Below are 22533 nucleotides of genomic sequence, written 5' to 3'. Positions count from 1 at the left end.
AACCTCATGTCCAGCACCAATGCTGCACCCGCCTACCCCGACGACATGCACCCCGGACTCGTCCCGGGAATCAGCGTAGAAGAACAACGCAACCGATTCGGGGTGGACAAACTCGTCTTCGGTGTCACAGCGGTGCTCATCGTCGCGTTCATCATTTGGGGCATCAGCGCCCCGGACACCGTCGGCGAGGTCGCCGGCAGCGCATTGAACTGGGGCATGTACAACTTCGGTTGGCTGTTTAACATCATCATGTCCGGCTGCGTCGTCCTGATGCTCGTCATCGCGTTCTCGCGCTTCGGCACCATCAAGCTCGGCAAGGACGACGAGGAGCCGGAGTACTCCTTCTTCTCGTGGATCGCCATGATGTTCGCCGCAGGTATTGGCGTCGGTATCTTCTTCTTCGGCCCCTCCGAACCCCTCAACCACTACATCACCCCACCACCACTAACTGTCGACGCCGAAACCCCCGAAGCCCTGCACCAAGCCATGGCGCAGTCCCACTTCCACTGGGGCGTTTCACCATGGTCGGCCTACGCGCTCGTCGGCGGCGCACTCGCCTACTCAACGTATCGACGCGGCCGAGTCTCCCTCCTGTCCTCCATCTTCACCCCACTGACCAAGGGTGGGGCGACATGGACCAGTAAGATCGTTGACATCCTCGCGATTGTCGCCACCCTCTTCGGCACCGCAGCATCCCTCGGCATTGCCGCGCTGCAAATCACCGAAGGCGTTTCCATCGTCGGCGGCATCGAAGTATCCACCGGCGTGCTCATCGCCATCGTCATGCTGCTGTCCACCGGCTTCATGATCTCCGCCGTCTCCGGCGTGTCCAAGGGCGTGCGCATCCTCTCCAACATCAACATCACGCTGACACTCGGCGCGATCTTCTTCGTCTTCGTCACCGGCCCGACCCTGTTCCTCACGAACCTGATCCCATCCGGCACCATCGCGTACGTCGACAAGTACATGGACATGGCGTCCCGCTCCCTGACCTGGGGCACGGAAACCCTCGACTTCCAAGCAGCGTGGACAGCCTTCTACTGGGCATGGTGGATCGCCTGGACCCCATTCGTCGGCATGTTCATCGCCCGCATCTCCCGCGGTCGCACGCTCCGCCAGTTCGTCATCGTCACCATCGTCGTACCGACGACCGTGCTCATCCTCGCGTTCACCATCTTCGGCGGCACCGCCATCTCCTTCAACCGGGACAACATCCTAGGTTTCGACGGCACCAGCTCCACCGAAAGCGTCCTCTACGCCATGTTCGAGCAACTGCCCTTCTACGGCCTGACGTCCGCCCTCCTGATCGTCATCCTGTCCATCTTCTTCATCACCTCAGCCGACTCCGCCTCCGTCGTCATGGGCACCATGTCCTCCAAGGGCGACCCTGCACCGAAGAAGCTGATCGTGCTGTTCTGGGGCGCGTGCATGATGGGCATCGCCGTCGTCATGCTCCTGACCGGCGGCGAAGACGCCCTCTCCGGCCTGCAGTCCCTGACGATCCTCTCCGCGCTGCCCTTCTCCGTCATCCTGATCTTCATCGGCGTCGCATTCCTCCGAGACCTGTCCACCGACCCACTCGCGATCCGCAACACCTACGCGCGCTCCGCCATGCGCGCCGCCGTCATCAAGGGCCTCGAAGAATACGGCGACGACTTCGAACTCACCGTCAACCAAGCCGACGAAGGCAAAGGCGCCGGCGCCGACTTCGACTCCACCGCCGCCCACGTCACCGATTGGTACCAGCGCACCAACGAAGACGGCGAAAACGTCGGCTACGACTACGAAACCGGCACCTGGGCCGACGGCTACGAGCCAGAGACCGACGACGCCGATTCGGAGTCTGGTTCAGATTCCAAGAAGGACTAGTTGAGCGGGGTGATCAACGGCGTGGGTGGCGCCCCAACACCTCAGAAGCGCAAATGGTAGTAACAGGATGGTAGTAATCCGAAAAATGTCCCCCTAAATCCGGATTGCTACCATCCTGTTACTACCTTTTAGGTTTTATCGCCGAGTCTCACCTCATCGGTGCAGCACCCCGGGCAGCTTCAACATACCCGTGTGCAGTCCAAACGCGACCGCACCACCGATCAGCACCGCCAAAATTCCGAGCACGATGCCCACAATGCTGCCCGCTGAAGAACCTGGTGCAGGTTCTGTGGTCGGTTTCGCCTGAACAGTCGTTTTCGTTTCGTTGCCCGCAGCATCACGAACCTTCACGACGTCCCCCGCGCGCAGTGGCTGCGCTAACTGCACACTCCAGCGACGGTTCTTGTCGCTTCGCACCGTAACTTCCTTCTGCCCAGTTACCGATACTGTCAGCGTTTGGTTCACACCATCGGCGCTGCCACGAAGCATTGTTTCGCCTTCGATGAGTGCTTCCAGGGTCGGCGCCTTCGCCTTGCGCGGAGTAGTCGAAGGTTTCTCCGAGGTGGATGGCTTCGCCGACGGGCTCGGCTTCACCGACGGGTTCGGCTTCACCGACGGGCTTGGCTTCTTCGCCGAAGTCGATGGCTTCACCGGCGGGTTCGGCTTCACCGACGGGTTCGGCTTCACCGGTGGACTTGGCTTCTTCGCCGAAGTCGATGGCTTGGCCGACGGACTCGGCTTCACCGGCGGGTTCGGCTTCACCGACGGGCTCGGCTTCTTCGCCGAAGTCGATGGTTTCGCCGACGGGCTCGGCTTCACCGGCGGGTTCGGCTTCTTCGCCGACGGGCTTGGCTTCGCCGGGACCGAAGGTTTGTCCGAAGGCGATGGCTTCACCGGCGGGTTCGGCTTCTTCGCCGACGTTGACGGCTTAGCCGAGGTGGACGGCACCACGCTTGGCGGCGCCGTGACCGTTACGGCAACGTTCACGGTCTCCGTCGACGTATCTGGGTACGTCACGTTCACGGGGACGCTGTGCTTCCCTGGTTTCGTTCCGGCTGGCGGGTTGACGGTCAGCGAACCGTCCTCGGCGATGGTGACCCAGTCTGGAGTTTTCGCATCGCGGGCGAATGCTACGTCCTGACTTGGGGTGAGGCGCTCGTTGATCTTGGAGCGGGCGTCGTCAAGTGTAGGTGCAGGAGCGGTGGCTTGCTTGCCTGCTTCAACCGTGATGTTGTCCCATTGTGGTTGGTAGTCTTCTGCGAGTGTGTTCGTGCCAACTTCGAACTGCGCCGAGGCCACAATCTGTGCCTCAACCATCAGTCTGGCTTGGAACATGTCGCCGTCTTTGGCGTCTTCGGGGACGGTGAAGGAGCAAGCGTTCAAGTTGTCCTCGTTGCATCTGGCGTAGGTGACACCATCGGCGTTGGTCCATTCGATGTCTGCGGATTGGCCGAGCGCTGCCACCATTTCGATGAATGGGTGAACCACGTCGCCGGGTTTCGCGCGGTGCGTGCCAACGGAAGCGCTGATGCTCAGCATGGGGTCCGTGGCGTCGGGGACGAGGGCGAAGTCTACACCGTCGGCTGCGTAGGTACCAGTTGTATGGTACCTAGCTGCTGGAAGCACGGAGTGTTCACCGGCGGGGCCGAATTCCGGCACAGCCCAGCCGGAGAACGCAGGAAGTACTTGCTGTGTCGGGCCGGAGTTCTTTGTACCTGCGACAACGAATCCATAGAGCGAGTCTTCGGTTACGCGTCCTTTGAAGCGCAGGGTGTAATTACCGTCTACGACTTTGCCAATCACAGTCTCGGCAATAGTTTCCGGGTGTTCCTTCAGGTAGGCAGCCTGAGCCTGGGAGCGCTGAACAGGGTCCACGATCTGCCCGACGGCTTCTTTCAGCTTTTCGACGCCCTCTTCGCTCAACCGGCTCATTACTACGTAGTTGCCGTCACCATCCTGTCCTTCAGTTTTCTGTGGGAACCCGCCAAGGTGGTCGATGCTGGACCAGTACACCTTGCCCGAAACTGAGTACTGTGGTCGCTCAGTGGATGGGCCTTGTTCGTCGAGACGCCATTCGTTGCGTGGTCGAGTAAATGGGAAGGGCGTGTCGGTGGCCAGGGGCTGTTCTGCTGCGTAAATGGTAGCGTGTGTGAGAGCGGAGCCCTCAATCACCTTGGAGCCGCCTGGCCCATCAAAGTCGGGGTTCATAAACCCGACCCCGGAGCCGGGTGCTTGGCGCAGCGTGACTAGGGGGTTGCCAGCGGGACCTTGCTGGTTGGGACGCAACCACATCTTGTAGCGGGTGTGTTCACCATCCGACTCCGGGTTGAAGTGGTGCAGGGTGCCCTTCGCGTCAATCCAGTTGAGGTTGTCGAACGCGAAATAGCCTTCACCGGGAGGGGTGCCGTCTGCAAGGGTGTGAGTTTTGGCCGAGAAGATAGGCGACGCAGGCGATGTGTTGTCCATCCATTGCAGGTACACGGTGTAGCCGTTACCAAGCTCGCGCTGTGCTGCACTGAGTGAGTGCGCATCGGTAGCTAGCACGACACGGCCCTGTACAACGCCTTTGGCGTGTCCCTCTTCGATTTGTTCGAGGGAAGTGACGCGCCCGGCTGCGATTGCGTCGCGTTCAATGACTTGGCGTGCGTCTTCCGTGTCTTCGGGGCTGACTGCGGGGGTGACGGTGCCTTTACTGTCACGCCAGTTCTGGTTTTCACCGAGTTGCTCAGCGGCTCGCTCGGGATTGGTCGCGTAGTGCGGGGTGGTTGCATTCGCGTGCACTGTGTTGAGTGCGAGCGAGCAGATGATCGTTCCGGCGATAAGCGCACGGCGGTGCGCAGCGGGAACCGGTCCAACGTTTCGCATCAGGGGTGTCCTTTCGGAGGTAACTAATTCACCCTGATGCTACGACAGAGTTTCCCGCAAATTAACACCGTACTTTGCGAAACAAAAATATACGACACGCGATAGACAATTCTCCTACCTGCACGTTTGCCAGATACAGAAGTTTTAGAAACCGCATATTTACGCTCCTTTTATCTCTTCTATTCCTACTGGAGTTGTTTGAGTATTTTTCTTCCGCCCAACAATCGGAAGGAAAACTACAAGGTCATAAAAAAATCCACCGCACACACGCGCGGTGGATTTTCTTGCGGAATTCATTCCCTAAAAACATGCGGTGATTTCCACCACATACAGGGGTAAAAGCTACGCCTCGTCGGTCGACAGCGCCGCCACGAACGCCTCCTGTGGCACGGTAACCGAGCCAATCGCCTTCATACGCTTCTTACCGGCCTTCTGCTTCTCAAGCAGCTTGCGCTTACGCGAAATGTCACCGCCGTAGCACTTGGACAGCACGTCCTTGCGCAGCGCACGGATGTTTTCGCGCGAGATGATCTTCGAGCCGATCGCCGCCTGGACGGGGACCTCGAACTGCTGGCGTGGGATGAGTTCCTTGAGCTTCTTAGTCATCTTGTTGCCGTACCACTGCGCGGAGTCCTTGTGCACGATCGCGGAGAACGCGTCCACGGGGTCGCCCTGCAGCAGGATGTCCACCTTGACCAGGTCCGCTTCCTGCTCGCCGGCGTCCTCGTAGTTCAGCGAGGCGTAGCCCTTGGTGCGAGACTTCAGCATGTCGAAGAAATCGAAGATGATCTCACCGAGCGGCATGTGGTAGCGCAGCTCCACGCGGTCCTCCGAGAGGTACTCCATGTTCTTCATGGTGCCGCGCTTCGACTGGCACAGCTCCATCGTGGAGCCGACGAACTCCTGCGGGACGATGATCGTCATGTTGACGATCGGCTCGTACACCGCCTGCAGCTTACCACCTGGCCAGTCGGATGGGTTGTGCACCATCTGCTCCGTGCCGTCCTCGGCGATCACGCGGTAGGTGACCGACGGCGCGGTGGAAATCAGGTCCAGGTCAAACTCACGCTCGAGACGGTCGCGGGTGATCTCCATGTGCAACAGGCCCAGGAAGCCACAGCGGAAACCGAAACCCAGCGCCACGGAGGTCTCGGGCTCCCAGGTCAGGGAGGCGTCGTTGAGCTGCAGCTTCTCCAGCGACTCGCGCAGCGCCGGGAAGTCCTCCTGGGAGACCGGGAACAGGCCCGAGTACACCATCGGCTTGACCTCTTCGAAGCCGTCGAGCGGCTCCGTAGCACCCTTGTTCGCCCAGGTTACGGTGTCTCCGACGCGGGTTTCGCGCACATCCTTCACACCGGTAATCAGGTAGCCGACCTCACCGGGGCCGAGCCCCTTGGTCTTCTTCATAGTTGGCGAGACCACGCCGATCTCAAGGATCTCGTGCCGCACACCGGTGTTCATCATCTGCACCTGCTGGTTCGGCAGCAGCTTGCCGTCCATCATGCGGATGTACGTCACGACGCCACGGTAGGTGTCGTAGACGGAGTCGAAGATCAGGGCGCGGGCTGGCGCGTCGGCGTCGTATTCGGACGACGGCGCCGGGACCAACTCCACGACCTTATCCAAAAGCTCCGGCACACCCACGCCCGTCTTGCCCGAAACGCGCAGCACATCCTCCGGCTCGCAGCCAATAATGTTCGCGATTTCCAGTGCGTACTTTTCCGGGTCGGCTGCCGGCAGGTCGATCTTGTTCAGGACCGGGATGATTTCCAGGTCGTTGTCCATCGCCATGTACAGGTTCGCGAGGGTTTGGGCTTCGATGCCCTGGGCGGCGTCGACAAGCAAGATTGCGCCCTCACACGCCTCGAGCGCGCGCGAGACCTCGTAAGAGAAGTCGACGTGACCCGGCGTGTCGATCATCTGCAGGACCATCTCCTGGCCCTCGAACTCTCCGGAGCGTGGTGTCCATGGCAGGCGGACGTTCTGGGCCTTAATGGTAATGCCGCGTTCGCGCTCAATATCCATATTGTCCAGGTACTGATCACGCATCTCACGCGCCTCAACAACGTCAGACAGCTGCAAAATGCGGTCCGCGAGCGTGGATTTTCCGTGGTCAATGTGGGCAATAATGCAGAAGTTCCGGATCCGCTCCGGGTCCGTGAACGTCGTTTCCGCGAAATTTCGTTTTTGGGCAGCCATAATTGTGTCACTCTACCTGCCGATGTCCCATTTCGAAACACACCCTTGCCCAGGCCAGGCAAAACACTTAGAGTTTGCACCATGGTCATCTGGCGCAAGCTTCAACAGCAACGACGTGCCTCCCTCGAGGAGGGGCTTGCGCTGCTCAACGAGCGTCTTGGGCTCGCCCCCGGCACGAAGACCCGCACCACCGCCACGCGTATCGACGTCCAACCTACAGAGCAGCACGCCCGGAACCTGTACTACGGCCCGGACATGGACGGCAACGCCGAGCCCGGCGAGGTCGTATGGGCCCTCGTGCCGTCGACTCCCCCGGAAGAACGCGCCATGCTTGTGGTAGGCCGTGACCACCACGACGTACTCGCGCTGCTCATCCACTGCGGCGAGGAGCCGGTACCGAACCCAGAGTCCGCGACCGAGGAGTGGCTCAGCATCGGCACCGGCGACTGGGATGCCTCCGGCGAGCCCGGCTGGCTGCGCCTCGACCTACTGCTTGTGGTACCGGAGGCGAGCATCCACCGGCGTGGCGCCACACTACCCGCGCGGCGCTTCGAGCGCGTCGCCAACCGGCTGCGCGACACCTACCACTGGACCTAGCAGGCCACCCCGACCGAGCACTTGCCCCGTTTCGCGTGGTGGGGTATCTTAGTCGAGTTGTTTGTATCCGGCTTCGGGCGCGTGATCTACGCGGGCAGGACCTTGGGTTCGCGTCAAGTTCAAAGCATCACGCAGTAACTGCCCGTCGTTGGAACTTCGACATTGCAATCGATACCAACTTATGTAAGAGGTGCACATTATGGCTAACATCAAGCAGCAGAAGAAGCGCGTGCTCACCAACGAGAAGCGTCGCGTCCGCAACAAGTCCGTCCGTTCCGCGGTCCGCACGGAGATCCGTAAATTCCGCGAGGCTGTCGAGTCCGGTGACAAGGCTGCCGCTGAGAAGCAGCTGCGTTTCGCTTCCCGCAAGCTGGACAAGGCTGTGTCCAAGGGTGTGTTCCACCGCAACAACGCGGCGAACAAGAAGTCGAACATGGCTCGCGCCCTGAACAAGATGGCTTAAGCTTTTCGCGCATAGCAATCCTGTGCCCCGGTTCCGTCCGGTGCGCAGGATTTTTTGTATTCGTAACATTGTTGAAACTGCTCTACGATACTGAATTTGTGAAGAATTATCGTCGTGCGCTTTGCGCAGCAGTAACAGCTACAACTCTGACGTTGGGCGCCGTCGCGGTGGCCCCGGAGCAGTCCGCCGTCACCCCTACCGCGCAGGCGCAGCAGGTGCCTGACCTGCGCCAGCTCCAGAAGATGCTGAACCCGCAGAATATTCGGCTCGACAGGCTGGCGCTGTTGGTCGGCATCGTGGCAGCAATTGTGATTTTGGGTCCGGTCACCGGCACGATCGGCTCCTCGCATGAGGCAGGTCGTCGCGGTTCTCAGGAGCGCCGCACCGTCAACGTGGACGGTCGCTCACGCTCCTACAATGTGGTGCTTCCCTCGGGCTATGAGGAGGGCAAGCACTACCCCGTCATCATCGGCTACGGCGGGTGGCAGCACACTGCCGACCAGATGCAGGGCTACGCCAACCTCGAGTCCGCGGCAGCCGGTCGCGCCATCGTCGTCTACGCCGAGGGCGAGTCCCAGGCCTGGGCGGGTGCGCCGTACGCACGCACGTCGACGCGCGAGGACATCGCGTACACCCGCGCGATTATCGACGACCTCGTCGAGCACTACGGCGCCAACCGCGACCGCGTAAGCGCCGTCGGTCTGTCCAACGGTGGTGGCATGGTGGCGTCGCTTGCCTGCCACGCCCCAGAGCTGGTCAACGGTATCGCATCGGTGGCGGGTGCCTACTACAACCCAACCGTCGAGGGCTGCAAGAGCGGCTATGTCCCAACGCTGATCATGCACGGCACCAACGACAACGTCGTGGGCTATAACGGCGGCACCCGCCACGGAGCCGCGTTCCGCTCGGTCACCGACGTGTTCAACCTATTCATGAACAAGAACGGCTGCACTGCTGACGCGGTAACCGAATCGCAGCTGGGCAATGTTACCCGTTTCACGCCTGCATCATGTGCTGTGCCTACAGAGCTGCAGCGCGTCGAAGGCGGGATCCACCACTGGTTCACGGACCCTTCGGCAAGCAACACCACCGTGGACTTCCTGCTCAGCCAGCGCTAAGCAAGCCGCGTGCCACGAGGAGCACGCCAACGACGCAGAAGAAGCCGCCGGAGCCCATATCGATCGCGGGCCCGGCGGCTAGTAGTTTGCGCCGCACCCGGTTCGTCGACACGACCTGCGTGAGCACGCCGAACAGGATGAACGAACTGGCCCACAGTGACAGGATCACCACGATCTGCGTTGCCCACGAGGGACTAGCTGGCAGCAACGGCGCAATCATGGCGGAAAGCGCCACAACAATCTTTGGGTTCGCCAGGTTCGTCGACAGGCCCCGAACAAAGCTGGCGCGCAGGCTGCCTAGTCGCTGCTCGGCTTCCTCAAGGGACGCCGGTGGGTTGCGCCGGTCGCGCCAGCCTTGGCGCACCGCGTGGATACCCATCCATACCAGGTACGCGCCGCCGATCACCTGCACTACCTGCAGCGCGTGCGGCACCGCGGTCAGCAGCGCCGCCGCCCCGAACACGGTCAGGGAGCACCACCACAGCACCCCAAGCTGGATGCCACACGTCGTGGCCCATGCGTGTGGCCGTGAACGCGTCGCGGTACGGGTCACCAGAATAACGTCGGGACCCGGCGCGGCCGCACCAACTAGGTTCAGGCCGACAATGACCGCGAGGTCTGCTGGGGCGATCACCGCTGGCTGCCCTTGAGTAGGCCGACGAGGTCCTCGCGGCCGAACATGCTCGCTGTGTCGATGGCGTTCGGGGTGCCGATGGTGGCGTCGGCACCCGCGCTGATGAGCACGCGGGCGATGTCGTCTTCCTTCTTGAAGATTGCCCCGGCAAGCGGGCTTTGCCCGCGCGAGTTCAGGGCGTCGACGTCTGCGCCGCGCGCGATGAGCCCTTCAGTCAGGGCCAGGTGCCCGGAGTAGCTGGCGAGCATCAACAACGAGTTGCCGTCCTGGTTGGCCAGGTTGACGTCGACGCCCTGGTCAACGTAGTCGAGCAGGCTCGTGTCGCCGTCGCGCGCCATCTGGAACAGGCGGGTGGCGAAAGCTTGCACGTCTTCGGGGATCTCGTTCGGTTGTTGCTGCGTCATAGTTTTCTTACGCTATCACGCGAGTTGCGCGATTCTGCGGACGGCTTCTTCCACCGCGTACTCCGGTTCCCCACCGTTGCCCTTCACTGTGGACTCCAGCTCAGCGACGATGATGACGGCCTGGGAGACCGCATCGCCCGACCACTGGCGTGCAACGTTCATGGTCTTCTTCACCACGAATGGGTGCATCCCGATGGTGCGCGCGAGCTGGTCCGGGTTGCCCCGCACCCCGTACAGCTTGGCGATGTCCCCGACCTTGTGCGCAAGCGCCGCCGCGATCGCCACCGGACTCGTGCCCAGCTGCAGTGCCCGGCGCGTGGAGGCGAGCGCACGGTCGGCGCGCCCGGCGATGGCTTGCTCCGCGATGTCGAAGCCTGCGACTTCCGCCACGCCCGTGTAGTAGTTGCGCACGGCAGTCACGTCGACTTCCCCGTCGGTGTCCGCCACGAGCTGGCTCACAGCACTGGCGAGTTCCCGCAGGTCAGAGCCGACTGACTCGAGTAGCGCCGCGACGGTGTCCGGCGTTGGGCGCTGCCCGTAGCGCCGGAACTCTTGGGTGAGCCACGAGTGGCGGTCGCGGTCTCGCAGAAGGTCCGCTCGGTGGACCTCGGCGATCTTCTCGAACTTCTTCACATAGGCTTTTTGACGCCCACCTCCGGAGTGCTCGATGATCAGCGTCATGCCTGGCGCCGGGTCCACGCAGGCGCGCAGCAGAATCTCGAGCGGTTCTTTGCCTGCCATCTCGGTGTTTTTGATCAGCACGATACGTTCCTCGGCGAACAGGGACGGGCTGGTCGCCATGGCCAGTTCGCCCTCAGTGACGTCGCCTGCGCGCAGGGTGGTGCGCTCCGCAGCCGGGCTGAGCTGGGCGATGATGGCTTTGGTGGCGCGTTCGGCGAGGAACTCGTCTTCCCCGAGGACCAGGTGCACTGGGTTGAGCATGTTTCTTAGCGTAGCTGTTGCCTCCCATCTGCGTAGAGGATGGGCACGGGTCCCCGGTTAGGGAAGATGACGGGGATGCCGTCTGCCGTGGCCACTGGCCGCTGGAGCGCGCTGCCCTCCTCGAGTACCACGACGAGCTCGGTGCCGGGCGGGACTGGGAAAATGTCCTCTTTCGCGGCCACGACGTGGCTTCGCAGTGTCGCCGGGTCCATGACGGTACCGCAGGGCCACGCAATGCAGACACTGGCGGCCACCACGCAGGCCAGGCTCAGCGCAAAGGTGCGGCCCCGCCACGATACGAGCAGCAGCACGGCGACCACCCACCCGTACCCGATGAGCACCGTCACCGGGTTGGCTGCGACCGTCGCGGCAGACAGCGCGGCGCCGCGCTCAGCCACGGTGTGGACCCACCAGGTCAGCGGGGAGATCACCCACAGCAGGACCGCTTCGAGTCCGCCCGGAAGCACTGCGAGCACCACCGCGCACAGCCCCAGCACCGTTACCGCAGGTGTCACCGGGGCCACCAACACGTTCGCCCCCACCGAGACCAGCGAGACCTGCCCCGCCATCGCGGCCACGAGCGGCATCGTCGCAACGTCGGCGGCAATGGCAACTGCGACCGCGCGCACGAAGATATCCGGCAGCGCAGTCGGTGCCAGCGCCCTATAGAACAGCGGGAAGAGCACCACGATGCCGGCTGTCGCCGCCACCGACAGCGCGAACCCGTAGTGCAGCGCCAGGTCGGTATCGAAGAAGATGAGCGCGATCACCGCCAAGCACAATGCGTGGATCACCTCCGTCTGGCTCGACGCCACCACTGCAACGAGCCCCACCAGCCCCATCACAGATGCGCGGAGCACGCTCGGCTCCGGGCCAACCAACAGGGCAAACACCGCCAGCGCCGCCCCCGCGGCGACAAGCCTGCCATACAGCCCGATACGAAGCGCTGCCGCGACCATCACGGCGAACGTGGTCACGATGGCGACGTTCGCCCCAGATACCGCCGAGAGGTGCGACAGCCCAGTGGCGATGTACGCCTGCTGCTCTGTCGCGTCCTGCATCGAGGTATCGCCAAGTACCATGCCCGGGATGAGCCCCTGCGAGTGCTCGCCAACATGATCGCGCACCGCATCAGCAAAGGTAGCGCGCACGTGCTGCGCCCACCCAGACGCACCCATCGGAGCCGCTACGGGATCGATCTCCCCGTTGACCGTCCACGGGTTCACGCCAGCCCGCGAGGACTCCGACACCGTGCCATCCATCCGCACCGTCGCACCGCTGACCACGCCATCAGGGACATCGCCTCGGACAAACACCGGCAGCTCCCCGCCACCGGCCCTCGTGCGCACCCGAACCAGGACCCCGCCGGAGGCAAGCTCCTTCGGCGCCGCAGTCACGGTGGCCTCCACAGGCAGACGCAACGTGCCCGCACGAGCCACCGCCACGCGAACCCACGCCACTACAACAGCTGCCGCACCACTGGCACCGACCAACAGCGCCTGTCCCGTCGCACGCGCGCACCCACACAGCACCACCGCCGCAGCAACCACCACGAACCCCGCCCAGGGTGCCACTGCAACGGCCACGATCGTCGCTACCCAGACACACAGCGCCGTGGGCACCAGCCGAAGCTCCTGCACCGCTTACAACCCCACCAGCGGCGCAATCGCCTCAAACTTCGCAGGCCCAATGCCCTTGACCTGCATGAGGTCCTCGACCTTCTGAAATGGCCCGTTCGCCTCCCGGTGCGCGATAATCGCCGCCGCGGTCGCCTCCCCCACCCCGGGCAGCGTGACCAGATCCGCGGCCGAGGCACTGTTGAGCGAGATCTGGCCCGCCGCCCCGCCTGCACCCGTAAGCGCCCCATCCCCAGCGGGCGCGGCCGGGCCTTCACCGATAGCGACGACGTGGAGTTGTTGGCCGTCGACAAGCACTTGAGCAAGGTTTAATTGCAACAAGTCCGCGTGCTCAAGCGGCTGGGCAATATCCAACGCATCTGCGACGCGGGAGCCCTGGTTCAACGTCACCAGACCAGGGTTGGCGACCTCCCCCACCACCGCCACGACCACGCGCTCAGGCACATCGGTCGCCGTGGCGACGTTTTCCCAGACAGGCGTGTCCTCCTCCGCGGGGTCGGGGCCACGAATCTGCAGCAACGCCCACACAACCAGCAGGCACACAACAACCCCGGCCACCGCCGCAGCCGGCTTCGCCGGAACATGCACCCGCGGGGTCGGGTACTTCACCTGCAGCAGCGCCTCCTCACCAGTCGGGCGCGTAAGCTCTTGAATCCGTTCACTGACCTGCATAACCACAGGCTAAGACCGGCACCCCCGCCCCAACAGTGCGCACTCACCTACTGTGGATAACCCCCGAACCGCGCGCCCCGCGCAGGCCACCTATCCACAGCCACAAGGAATCCCCCTTGACAACGCCGACAACGCCGACAACGCCGCTAGGTCCGCGACCCGAACACAACCGACAGCCCGATCGCGCCGGGCCCGGTGTGCGCCGCAAGCACGTCAACCATCGGTTCCACCAGCACTCGCGAGTGCCTTGGCAGGACCTCTCCAAGCATGCCCGCTAGCTGTTGTGCAGACTCTTCAGCGTCCGCGTGCTGCACCGCTGCGAACACCGGTTGTGAGTCGGCACGCTCCAGGACAAGCTCAGCAAGCTTGGAAAACGCCTTCGTCTGGGTGCGCGTCTTGCCTGCCAACTCCAGCTTGCCGTTGTGCATCCGCAAGATCGGCTTCGTTGCCAGCAACGCCGCCGAGAGCACCGCAGTGCCCGTCGAGATCCTGCCAGACTTTCGCAGCCAGTCCAGCTGGTGCAGGTAGCACCACGTCTCCGAGCGCTTCAGCGTGGAGGACGCCATCGCCTCCACATCTTCGAGGCTCGCCCCCTCGCGTGCTACGGTCGCCGCCGCCATCGCGGCCGCTCCAACCGCCATGCCGACAGTGCTGGTGTCGAGCACCCGCACGTTCCCCGGGAACACCCCCGAAGCAGAGACCGCCGCAGACCAGGTGGAGGAAAAGTGCTTCGACAGGTGCAGCGCCACCACACCGTCGTCGCCGGAGCGCTCGAGTAGGCGCCCGTAGGCCGCTGCGAGTTCCAAGGCCGACAGCCCGCTCGTCGATACTTCGTCGTCTTCGGCATGCTCCGTGACGTGGAGCGGGAGCACCGTGATGTCGAGCTCACTGGCAATATCGTCAGGCAGGCCCGCCGAGGAATCAACAACTACCCGTACCGCCATCTAGACCGTCAACCCCTGGTTCCACGCCTCGAGGTACCACTGCATACCGGCATCCGGCTCGCCATAGCGGGGCAACGCCTGCAGCTGCGCGAAGTTCGCGTTACGCAGGCTCTTCATCATCGGGTACTGCGAAATTTCCAGGTCTAGCAGGCTCGACGTCAACGCCGCGATCGTGCCGCCGTGGGCGACGAGCAGCACCGCCGCGTCCTCCCACTCATCAAAGTTCTCGAGCAGCTCATCAACCACCGGGCGTGCGCGCTGCGCAACGTCAATTCGGCTCTCGCCCTCCGGCGGCGCCCACGTCGGGGTGTTGCGCCAGTGGGCGCGAAGGCTGCCGTCGACACCATCGACCTCAGCGTGAGTCTTGCCCTGCCACTGCCCGAGGTGCGTCTCGCGCAGGCGTTCATCATAGGTCACCGGGAGCTCAAGCTGCTCCGCGACGATCTGCGCCGTGTCCGCGGCCCTGGTCAAGTCCGAAGCAACAATCTTTGCGACGCCCAACTCTGCCAACATCGGCGCAATATTGCGCGCCTGCTGCTTGCCTTCTTCCGACAACTCCGTGTCGAGTTGCCCCTGCATCCTCGACGTGGCGTTGTACGTGGTTTGGCCGTGCCGCAGCAAGATGAGTCGTCGTGCCATGGTGTTAGAACTCGTCCTCGTCCTCGGGGGCGTCGCCCGCCAGCGGAAGGTCCTCAATCTGCTGCGCCGAGCGCACGCTCTCGCCGTCTGCGAACGCACCGGGGCGTTCGTAGGCTGGAAGGCCCTCGACGTTGATTGCTGGGCAATCCGCGTACAGGCGGTCCAAGCCGTAAAAGTCGCGCTCCGGGCTGCGCTGCACGTGCACCACGATGTTGCCGTAGTCCAGCAGCACCCAGCGGTTTTCGCGAACGCCCTCGCGGCGCTTCGGCTCGAAGCCGGCGTCGGTCATGTCGTCTTCAATCTCTTGGACAATCGCGTTCACTTTGCGTTCGTTGTCTGCGGAGACAATCACAAAAATGTCGGTAATACCGATCACGTTCGACACGTCGATGACGCCGATGTTCTCGCCGAGCTTTTCGTCGGCAGCTTTCGCGGCGATCGCGGCCTGATCAAGAGAGATCTGCAGAGCAGTCAAGTACTCAGTCCTTCGTCAGTAATGAAAAATAGCAGTAACGCGCCTATTGTCCCACGCTACGCATGGTGTTCGCCACTTGGACGGTAAAGATCGTTTTTCGCGATGTACTGCACCACGCCGTCCGGCACCAGGTACCACACCGGGCGGCCCTCCCGTGCGCGCTCGCGGCAGCCGGTGGAAGAGATCGCCATCGCGGGAATCTCGATGAGGTGCACCTTTTCCTGCACCTCTTCGGGCAGGAAGGATTCGCTCAGCTCGTAGCCCGGCCGGGTCACCCCGACGAACTGCGCCAGGTCAAACATCAGGTCCCAGTCACGCCACGACATTATCGACGCCAACGCATCCGCACCCGTGATAAAAAACAGTTCCGCCTGTGGCAACAGGGCTCGTAGGTCCCGCAGCGTATCCAAGGTGTAGGTCGGCCCTGCACGGTCAATGTCCACCCGGGAGACCGAGAACCGCGGGTTCGACGCCGTCGCGATAACCGCCATCAAGTAGCGGTCCTCGGAGTCGGTGATCTGGCGGTCGGCTTTCTGCCAGGGCTCGCCCGTCGGGACGAACACGACCTCGTCGAGGTCGAAGCGGTCGGCGACCTCGCTCGCGGCCACGAGGTGGCCGTTGTGGATCGGGTCGAAGGTGCCGCCCATGACTCCCACTCGTCGCGCGCCACGCAACGACGCCGCTACAGCCTCTGCCACGCGCTTACCCGATCCAGACGCTGGCCTGCTCGAACGTCAGCCAAAACGCCGTGAGGCCTACGCCCACGATCGAGCCAAGCACGATGAGCAGAATTCCCCACCACGGCAGCTTCTCTTTGCCTTCGGAGGTTGAATCTTGATTCTGCTTCATCGACGACATCGAGCTGGCGTCGAGGTCCTCGCACACCGGCTTGCCGTTCTGATCAAGCACCGGGATGCGGTGACCTTGGGCGTCAACAAGCGCGTTTCCCTTGCCATCCGTGCGGAACTGGCACCGCTGCGACTTGATGTACACGCCATGCGACGGCGTCGACGCTGACACCCCGGCTTCAGTCTCTTGCGCCTGCGCAACCGACACCCCACCGGTCATCAGCGTTGCTGCCACAAGAGCACTGCACGCGGTTTGCTTCCACGAAACCATGACTGCGTCCCTGTCCTTTCTCAGCTCTTAGCGGTAGCGCACCTGATCGACGAAGCGGCCAAAGGAGTCCGCCACCTGGTCATCCCAACGGTTCCACCGCAGGAAGTACTGTCCGTGAGTGCCACCCGTGGGTGCTGCCGCACGCAGCACTGGCACGGAAAGGTCGCACACAGCGTCCAGCGGCAGGCAGTAATTGACTTTGTTCGGTGTTGCACCCGCGGTACGGGTGTTGAACGGCAGAAAGCCCAGCATGCCACCGGCGCCGCCGTTCGCAACACCCACCGTGCCACCATCGCGTGCCGCGGTCATCGGGTTGCCGAAGTAGACAACACCAGCCAGCTTGCCGCGGCGCGCCAGCTCGCGCTCGTGCTCGAGCAGGATCATCGCGCCCTGCGAGTAGCCGGACAGCACGTACTTCGGGTGGCAGCCACTGGAACGCTCGTAGTCGTTGACCAGTGCCATCACGCCGGTGCGCCCGATATTGACGGAATTCATAAAGTCCGTGCCAGCCTGGTGCGCCATGGTAAACAGCGGCACCGCGTACTGCACCGCCAGGCCCAGCGCCTGCATCAAGGTAGCCGGAACCGCAACGGCGGGGACATCATAGTCTGGATACACCGCCGGGTAATAACGCGGCTCCATCCCGAGGACTTCCACGTCCTTCATCAGGGAATTCCCGCCGTGGGTCGCCCGGTAGCGCGACTCCGAGTAGCGCAGGAACGCGCGAATGGTCTCCCCTTCCCACCCATTCGAGGTCCACGGCGCTTCGCCTGCGTAGCGGGTGCGGTAGATCTGGTTGTTTTGTCCCGAACCCCGTGCGGCGATCACAGCGACAGACGGGCAACGCTGCTGCGCATCCGCCTCCTGCGTCGGCAGCACCGGAGTGACCACCGCCGCTGCTGCGGCGGTGAACGCAACTGCAGTCACGGGCAGCCGACGACGGAAAAACGTACGCATTTTGCGGAACACTGTGCACCTTCTTAATACATGAATCACACCTGGGAGTTTGGGCGTGAAGAACTGCGCATTAGTGTAGCCCGCTTACACCATTTTCCTAACTTCGAGTATGCCCGCTGCCTTCAAGGATCCACTTCGTACTCGTCAGCTCAGGCAGTGCCATCGGCCCACGCGCATGCAGCTTCTGGGTCGAGATTCCGATCTCCGCGCCCATGCCGTATTGCTCGCCGTCCGTAAACGCTGTCGACGCATTCAGCATGACAGCCGCGGCATCCACGTGGTCCGCGAAGTACTGCAGCACGCGCGCGTCGCTCGCCACCACGGCTTCCGTATGCCCAGAAGAGTAATGCGCGATGTGCTCTACGGCCCCTTCGACCCCATCGACGACGGCGACAGCCACGTCCATCGAGAGGTACTCCTCTGACCAGTCGTGCTCGTCAGCTTCGATCACATCACGAGCACCAAACGCACCCAGCACCGCCGGGTCACCGTGGACGGTGACGCCAGCCTCCTGCAGCGCACTGACGACAGCCCTCTTGTCCGCATCCGGCAACGCCGCATCAAGCAGCACCGTCTCAGTCGCGTTGCACACCGACACCCGGCGCGTCTTGCCGTTGACCACGATGTCAATCGCCTGCTGAAGGTCCGCGGAAGCATCCACGTAGGCATGGCAGTTACCAGTGCCGGTCTCGATGGTGGGCACGGTTGCTTGGGTAACGACGGCGTCGATAAGCCGGGCGCTGCCGCGCGGAATGACGACATCGACGAGCCCACGCGCCGTGATGAGCGCGGTGACGGAATCGTGCGACTCGCTCGGCAGCAGCTGGACAGCCTCGACCGGCATCCCCTCCTCCGCAAGCACATCCTGCAGCACCGCGACCAGCACCGCGTTCGAGTGCGCCGCAGACTTCGAACCGCGCAGCAGCGCCACGTTGCCCGACTTCAGCGCCAATCCGAACGCGTCCACCGTGACGTTCGGGCGGGCCTCATACACCATGCCCATCACGCCGAGCGGCACGCGGACCTGGCGCATCCGGATCCCGTTGTACATTGTGCCGCCGCGCACCACATCCCCCACCGGGTCGTGCAGTGCTGTGACCAGGCGCAGCCCGTCCGCGATACCCGCGATGCGCTGCTCGTCCAGAGCGAGCCTGTCCACCAGCGCCTCGTCCATGCCTGCCTCGCGACCCTCCGCAATGTCTCGGGCGTTCGCCTGCAGGATCTCCGCAGCGCGCGCCTCCAGTGCCTCCGCTGCACGCTGCAGCACGGCATTCTTGCGGGCAGTCGGCAGCATCGCGATCACCGGCGCTACCTTCTTCGCAGCCGTCGCGAGCTGGAGCACCTGAGCTTCGATAGTCGTCATTAGTAACCTTCCTCCACGTCGATCTGCGTTGGCATCGGGCGGCCCTCCTGCAGCGCTTCCCAGTTGCGGCGTGTCAGCTCGCCCAGGCGTGCCTGCATGTAGCGCGGAATGTTCGCGGTATGTGGAGTAATGAGGCAGCGGTCCATCTGCCACAGTGGGTGATCCTCCGGCAGCGGCTCCGGGTCAGTGACGTCAAGGCCAGCGCCGGCGATCGTGCCTTCCTGCAGCGCCTTGGTCAGCGCCTGAGTATCAATCAGCGGGCCGCGGCCCACATTGATCACCACCGCGTTCGGCTTCATCGCGCGCAGCACCTCCTCGTTGACCATGTGGTGTGTCTGCTTCGTCAACGGTGCGATGAGCACGAAGTAGTCCGCTTGCGACCACACGTCCTGCGCGTCATTCATGGCGACGGTGCGCGTTGCCCCCGGCACCGAGTTGCCAGAACGGTTCACCGCGATAATCTCCGGCCCAAACGGCTCGAGAAAGCGAATCAGCTTCTTGCCGATGCCACCCGCCCCAATGACAGCAACCTTCTTGTTGTCGAACAGGTAGTCCTTCTCTTCGTGCATCTGCCGGTCGTTCCATTGCGGTGTCACCGCCTTGTGCCGCTGCAATACGCCCAGCAGCAACGCCAACGCAGACTCCGCCACCGTGTCGTCGTAAATCCCGGCGGCGTTCGCGGTCGGCACTCCCGGGTCAAACACCCCTGCCTCCACCAGCTTTTCGACGCCCGCATACGCCACCTGCACAAGCTTTACGCTCGGCGGCAGCTCCTCCGGGAAATCTTCCGGGCCCCCGCGAAACACCAACACGTCCGGCGACTCGTCCAGGCCCACAAACGTGTGGCCGTGCTCGGTCAGATCATCGACGACTGCGTCCCAAGGCTTCGGTAAGAATGCAAATTTCATGCACCCCAACCTAGCGTGGATTTACAGACGAGTGGCGTAATTCGATAAATAGTCGGCGTGCACGACGGGTTTGCGCTGGCCTTCCGGCAGTTCGTCAGTGTGCTTGCCCAGCATGTTTGCAAGCTCCGTGGCGTCGTAGGCGACCTCGCCGCGTCCAACGGCTTCCGAGTCCGGCCCCAGGATCTCAACGATGTCGCCCGCGTGGAAGTCTCCTTCAATATCGGTGATGCCGACCGCGAGCAGACTGGTGCCGCCACTGGTGACTGCTTCCACAGCACCCCTGTCGAGGCGCACCACGCCCTCCGCGTCCGCGGCGTAGAGCGCCCAGAACTTCCACGCTCGCAACGTCGACTGCTCCCGGGTGTGGAAGACGGTCCCGCAACTCGCGTCCTGGAGCGCTTGCGAAATCTTCGTCGCACTGGTCAGCAGCACCGGCACGCCGCCGCGGGCAGCCAGGCGCGCGGCGGATACCTTCGCCGCCATTCCACCAGTCCCGAGCGCACCACCATCACCGGCCACGACGCCTTCCAGGTCAGCGCCGGTACGGACTTCGGAAACGAACTGCGCCTCCGGGTCAGCGGGGTTGCGGTCGTAGAGGCCGTCGACGTCTGAAAGCAGCACGAGTACATCCGCCCCGATCAGCGTCGCCACGATCGCCGAGAGTCTGTCGTTATCGCCGAAGCGCATCTCGGAGGTCGCCACAGTGTCGTTCTCGTTGACGATCGGCACCGTGCCCAACTGCCGCAGCCGGTCGATCGTGCGCTGCGCGTTTCGCGCGCGCTCGCGCACACCGGCATCAGCTTGCGTGAGCAGCACCTGCCCCACTGTGCGACCATGCCTGGCGAAGGAGGCGCCCCACTCCTGCGCGAGGTGCACCTGCCCCACCGCCGCAGCGGCCTGCTTCGTGGCAAGATCCCGCGGGCGAGTCCGCAGCCCCAACGGGCTCATTCCCGCTGCAATCGCGCCGGAGGACACCACCACAATGTCGGTGCCGACATCCATGCGATCCACCAGCGCATCCACGAGACGGTCGATCTTGACCCTGCTCACCGAGGAGTCCTCATTGACGAGTGAGGAGGTACCAAGCTTGACGACGACCCGCTTCGCACCAGCAATGCGTTCGCGGAGCTTCGCCTCCGTAGTTGTTGCTGCGTTCATAGCAGCTCAGTGTAGCGCTAACCCTGCCAACGTTCCCGGTCGGCTGTCTCTCCATCCCCGTAATCGAACTCGTCGATGAGTCCGCGGCGCGCCTGCGACGCGCGCTTGCGTTCCGCAGCGGAAGCGCGCGTGGTGTCGTAGAGGCGCGCGTCCTGGCCGCGTCCAGCCAAGGTGGGATCACCAGCTCGCGACGGCTCCCACTCGAACGAGATGTCACCGATGGTGACGGTGTCGCCCTCCATGGCGCCGATCTTGCGCAGCTCGTCCTCCACTCCGGCCTTGTTCAGGCGGTCCGAGAGGTAACCGACGGCCTCATCGTTCTCGAAGTCGGTTTGGCGGATCCAGCGCTCCGCCTTCTCCCCGGTGACCAGCCAGCCGCCCGGCCACATCGGATCCGCGACGACCTCGATGCCACCCTCCTGCGCGTGACCGCGTCGCTTCGGCGCTACTGCCTTCGGGCGGATCACCTCAGCCGGAGCCGCCTTCGTGGCCTTCACGCGGCGCTTCCTAGCGCGTTCCACGATGTTCCACAGCGCCCACTTCAGTGGGTCAAGCCCCTCACGGGTCGCGGTGGAAATCATGTACACATCCCAGCCGAACTTTTCCTTAATATCGTCTTCCAAGAACTCGGCGAGCTCCCGGGCCTCCGGGACGTCCATCTTGTTCAAAACAACGATGCGCGGGCGCTCCCGCAGGTCACCGAGCCCAGAATCTAGGTCGAGCTCCTCCGCGTAGCTATCCAGCTCATGCTCAAGCGCCTCAATGTCAGAGATCGGGTCGCGGCCCGGCTCCATCGTGGCGACGTCAACGATGTGCGCCAGCACAGCCGTGCGCTCGATGTGGCGCAGGAAGTCCAGCCCCAGCCCCTTGCCCTGGCTCGCCCCCGGGATAAGGCCTGGCACGTCCGCAATGGTGTACGTGTCATCGCCGACGTTGACGACGCCAAGGTTCGGAGCGAGCGTCGTAAAGGGGTAATCCGCGATCTTCGGCTTCGCAGCCGAAAGCACCGAGATCAGCGACGACTTCCCCGCCGATGGGAAACCAACCAGCCCCACATCCGCCATAGATTTCAACTCGAGGATCAGGTCGTGGGCCTCCCCCGGCTCACCCTTCAGCGCGAAACCTGGAGCCTTCCGCTTCGCAGTGGCCAGCGCCGCGTTGCCCAAACCACCGAAGCCGCCCTCCGCGGCAAGGAAGCGGGTGCCCGGGACTGTCAGGTCGGCAAGGATCTCGCCGTCCTCACTGCGCACCACGGTGCCCACGGGAACCTCGAGGATGAGGTCTTCCCCTCGAGCGCCGTTGCGGTGGTCGCCCTCGCCATTGCCGCCGCGCTTCGCTTTGACGTGCGGGCGGTACTGGAAGTCCAGCAGCGTGTGCACCTGGTTGGACACCTCCAGCACGATGTCACCGCCGTGGCCGCCGTTGCCGCCATCCGGCCCGCCGAGGGGTTTGAATTTTTCGCGGTGGACAGAGACACAGCCATGTCCGCCGTCACCGGCCTGGAGGTGCAGCACCGCGCGGTCAACAAATTGGGCCATTATTTCCGCCTTCCTTGCAACAGAGTTCTAGT

21 protein-coding genes are annotated in these 22533 nt (G+C 63.3%); 4 read left to right on the top strand and 17 right to left on the bottom strand.

All coding sequences use genetic code 11. From position 1 onward, the window contains the following. The first annotated feature begins 6 nt into the window (after window positions 1-6). Window positions 7-1869, top strand: a complete 1863-nt coding sequence (locus BJP08_RS00565) for a BCCT family transporter (RefSeq protein ID WP_071567684.1) — start codon at window positions 7-9, stop codon at window positions 1867-1869. 153 nt (window positions 1870-2022) lie between these two features. Here the strand turns inward: BJP08_RS00565 and BJP08_RS00560 are convergent, their stop codons facing one another. Beyond that, the gene (locus tag BJP08_RS00560) at window positions 2023-4734 is read right to left on the bottom strand and encodes a Rib/alpha-like domain-containing protein (RefSeq protein ID WP_071567683.1); all 2712 of its coding nucleotides are present in this window, start codon (window positions 4732-4734) and stop codon (window positions 2023-2025) included. Between the two features lie 342 nt (window positions 4735-5076). Beyond that, window positions 5077-6933, bottom strand: coding sequence for a translation elongation factor 4 (lepA, locus tag BJP08_RS00555; protein WP_071567682.1), 1857 nt, complete (start codon window positions 6931-6933; stop codon window positions 5077-5079). 81 nt (window positions 6934-7014) lie between these two features. Between lepA and BJP08_RS00550 the strand changes: the two genes are divergently transcribed. The 3 genes from BJP08_RS00550 (at window position 7015) to BJP08_RS00540 (ending at window position 9111) form a co-directional block, all read left to right on the top strand. After that, window positions 7015-7530, top strand: a complete 516-nt coding sequence (locus tag BJP08_RS00550) for a type II toxin-antitoxin system PemK/MazF family toxin (protein ID WP_071567681.1) — start codon at window positions 7015-7017, stop codon at window positions 7528-7530. A gap of 199 nt (window positions 7531-7729) precedes the next feature. Then, window positions 7730-7993: a 30S ribosomal protein S20 gene (gene rpsT / locus BJP08_RS00545; RefSeq protein ID WP_070362056.1), complete on the top strand. Its 264-nt coding sequence runs from the start codon at window positions 7730-7732 to the stop codon at window positions 7991-7993. Between the two features lie 98 nt (window positions 7994-8091). Beyond that, window positions 8092-9111, top strand: coding sequence for a PHB depolymerase family esterase (locus tag BJP08_RS00540; protein WP_143109954.1), 1020 nt, complete (start codon window positions 8092-8094; stop codon window positions 9109-9111). On the opposite strand, the gene BJP08_RS00535 is transcribed toward BJP08_RS00540, so the two are convergent. The 15 genes from BJP08_RS00535 to obgE form a co-directional block, all read right to left on the bottom strand. Next, on the bottom strand, window positions 9098-9742 hold the full coding sequence (locus tag BJP08_RS00535; RefSeq protein ID WP_071567755.1) for a LysE family translocator: 645 nt from the start codon (window positions 9740-9742) through the stop codon (window positions 9098-9100). The genes BJP08_RS00540 and BJP08_RS00535 overlap by 14 nt on opposite strands. Next, window positions 9742-10149, bottom strand: a complete 408-nt coding sequence (locus BJP08_RS00530; protein ID WP_071567679.1) for an ankyrin repeat domain-containing protein — start codon at window positions 10147-10149, stop codon at window positions 9742-9744. Before BJP08_RS00530 ends, BJP08_RS00535 begins: the two co-directional genes overlap by 1 nt. A gap of 15 nt (window positions 10150-10164) precedes the next feature. Continuing rightward, window positions 10165-11091: a DNA polymerase III subunit delta gene (holA, locus tag BJP08_RS00525; RefSeq protein ID WP_071567678.1), complete on the bottom strand. Its 927-nt coding sequence runs from the start codon at window positions 11089-11091 to the stop codon at window positions 10165-10167. A gap of 5 nt (window positions 11092-11096) precedes the next feature. Continuing rightward, window positions 11097-12731 carry a ComEC/Rec2 family competence protein gene (locus BJP08_RS00520; protein WP_071567677.1) on the bottom strand — a complete coding sequence of 545 codons (1635 nt, stop codon included), beginning with the start codon at window positions 12729-12731 and terminating at the stop codon, window positions 11097-11099. A 3-nt stretch (window positions 12732-12734) separates the two neighbouring features. Beyond that, complete coding sequence (locus BJP08_RS00515; protein WP_177221688.1) at window positions 12735-13406, bottom strand: ComEA family DNA-binding protein; 672 nt, start codon at window positions 13404-13406, stop codon at window positions 12735-12737. A 140-nt stretch (window positions 13407-13546) separates the two neighbouring features. Further along, window positions 13547-14344 (bottom strand): DegV family protein, encoded by a 798-nt coding sequence (locus tag BJP08_RS00510; protein WP_071567675.1) that lies wholly within the window; start codon window positions 14342-14344, stop codon window positions 13547-13549. Then, the gene (locus tag BJP08_RS00505; protein ID WP_071567674.1) at window positions 14345-14983 is read right to left on the bottom strand and encodes a histidine phosphatase family protein; all 639 of its coding nucleotides are present in this window, start codon (window positions 14981-14983) and stop codon (window positions 14345-14347) included. Between the two features lie 4 nt (window positions 14984-14987). Further along, a complete protein-coding gene (rsfS, locus tag BJP08_RS00500) occupies window positions 14988-15458 on the bottom strand; it encodes a ribosome silencing factor (protein ID WP_071567673.1) in 471 nt (156 codons plus the stop codon). Between the two features lie 56 nt (window positions 15459-15514). Further along, a complete protein-coding gene (nadD, locus tag BJP08_RS00495; protein WP_369816361.1) occupies window positions 15515-16156 on the bottom strand; it encodes a nicotinate-nucleotide adenylyltransferase in 642 nt (213 codons plus the stop codon). A gap of 4 nt (window positions 16157-16160) precedes the next feature. Next, the gene (locus tag BJP08_RS00490; RefSeq protein WP_071567671.1) at window positions 16161-16577 is read right to left on the bottom strand and encodes a hypothetical protein; all 417 of its coding nucleotides are present in this window, start codon (window positions 16575-16577) and stop codon (window positions 16161-16163) included. Window positions 16578-16604: 27 nt separating this feature from the next. After that, the gene (locus BJP08_RS00485; RefSeq protein ID WP_071567751.1) at window positions 16605-17534 is read right to left on the bottom strand and encodes a cutinase family protein; all 930 of its coding nucleotides are present in this window, start codon (window positions 17532-17534) and stop codon (window positions 16605-16607) included. A gap of 97 nt (window positions 17535-17631) precedes the next feature. After that, window positions 17632-18897, bottom strand: coding sequence for a glutamate-5-semialdehyde dehydrogenase (locus tag BJP08_RS00480; RefSeq protein WP_071567670.1), 1266 nt, complete (start codon window positions 18895-18897; stop codon window positions 17632-17634). After that, the gene (locus BJP08_RS00475) at window positions 18897-19805 is read right to left on the bottom strand and encodes a D-isomer specific 2-hydroxyacid dehydrogenase family protein (protein WP_071567669.1); all 909 of its coding nucleotides are present in this window, start codon (window positions 19803-19805) and stop codon (window positions 18897-18899) included. Before BJP08_RS00475 ends, BJP08_RS00480 begins: the two co-directional genes overlap by 1 nt. Before the next feature lie 21 nt (window positions 19806-19826). Beyond that, the gene (proB, locus tag BJP08_RS00470; protein WP_071567668.1) at window positions 19827-20963 is read right to left on the bottom strand and encodes a glutamate 5-kinase; all 1137 of its coding nucleotides are present in this window, start codon (window positions 20961-20963) and stop codon (window positions 19827-19829) included. 17 nt (window positions 20964-20980) lie between these two features. Beyond that, window positions 20981-22501 (bottom strand): GTPase ObgE, encoded by a 1521-nt coding sequence (gene obgE, locus BJP08_RS00465; protein ID WP_071567667.1) that lies wholly within the window; start codon window positions 22499-22501, stop codon window positions 20981-20983. Window positions 22502-22533: the final 32 nt, after the last annotated feature.

Origin of the sequence: Corynebacterium sp. NML140438 (assembly GCF_001875725.1) — a bacterium.
Classification (GTDB): Bacteria; Actinomycetota; Actinomycetes; order Mycobacteriales; family Mycobacteriaceae; genus Corynebacterium.
Note: the sequence above shows the minus strand (reverse complement) of the source record. Positions and strands in the feature narration are given on the sequence as shown.

Bases quoted from the DNA above. Each gene is read 5' to 3' on its own strand.
- BJP08_RS00565 (WP_071567684.1), top strand. From the start codon at position 7: ATGTCCAGCACCAATGCTGCACCCGCCTACCCCGACGACATGCACCCC.
- BJP08_RS00560 (WP_071567683.1), bottom strand. From the start codon at position 4,734: ATGCGAAACGTTGGACCGGTTCCCGCTGCGCACCGCCGTGCGCTTATC.
- lepA (WP_071567682.1), bottom strand. From the start codon at position 6,933: ATGGCTGCCCAAAAACGAAATTTCGCGGAAACGACGTTCACGGACCCG.
- BJP08_RS00550 (WP_071567681.1), top strand. From the start codon at position 7,015: ATGGTCATCTGGCGCAAGCTTCAACAGCAACGACGTGCCTCCCTCGAG.
- rpsT (WP_070362056.1), top strand. From the start codon at position 7,730: ATGGCTAACATCAAGCAGCAGAAGAAGCGCGTGCTCACCAACGAGAAG.
- BJP08_RS00530 (WP_071567679.1), bottom strand. From the start codon at position 10,149: ATGACGCAGCAACAACCGAACGAGATCCCCGAAGACGTGCAAGCTTTC.
- holA (WP_071567678.1), bottom strand. From the start codon at position 11,091: ATGCTCAACCCAGTGCACCTGGTCCTCGGGGAAGACGAGTTCCTCGCC.
- BJP08_RS00510 (WP_071567675.1), bottom strand. From the start codon at position 14,344: ATGGCGGTACGGGTAGTTGTTGATTCCTCGGCGGGCCTGCCTGACGAT.
- BJP08_RS00505 (WP_071567674.1), bottom strand. From the start codon at position 14,983: ATGGCACGACGACTCATCTTGCTGCGGCACGGCCAAACCACGTACAAC.
- BJP08_RS00490 (WP_071567671.1), bottom strand. From the start codon at position 16,577: ATGGTTTCGTGGAAGCAAACCGCGTGCAGTGCTCTTGTGGCAGCAACG.
- BJP08_RS00485 (WP_071567751.1), bottom strand. From the start codon at position 17,534: ATGCGTACGTTTTTCCGTCGTCGGCTGCCCGTGACTGCAGTTGCGTTC.
- BJP08_RS00480 (WP_071567670.1), bottom strand. From the start codon at position 18,897: ATGACGACTATCGAAGCTCAGGTGCTCCAGCTCGCGACGGCTGCGAAG.
- BJP08_RS00475 (WP_071567669.1), bottom strand. From the start codon at position 19,805: ATGAAATTTGCATTCTTACCGAAGCCTTGGGACGCAGTCGTCGATGAT.
- proB (WP_071567668.1), bottom strand. From the start codon at position 20,963: ATGAACGCAGCAACAACTACGGAGGCGAAGCTCCGCGAACGCATTGCT.
- obgE (WP_071567667.1), bottom strand. From the start codon at position 22,501: ATGGCCCAATTTGTTGACCGCGCGGTGCTGCACCTCCAGGCCGGTGAC.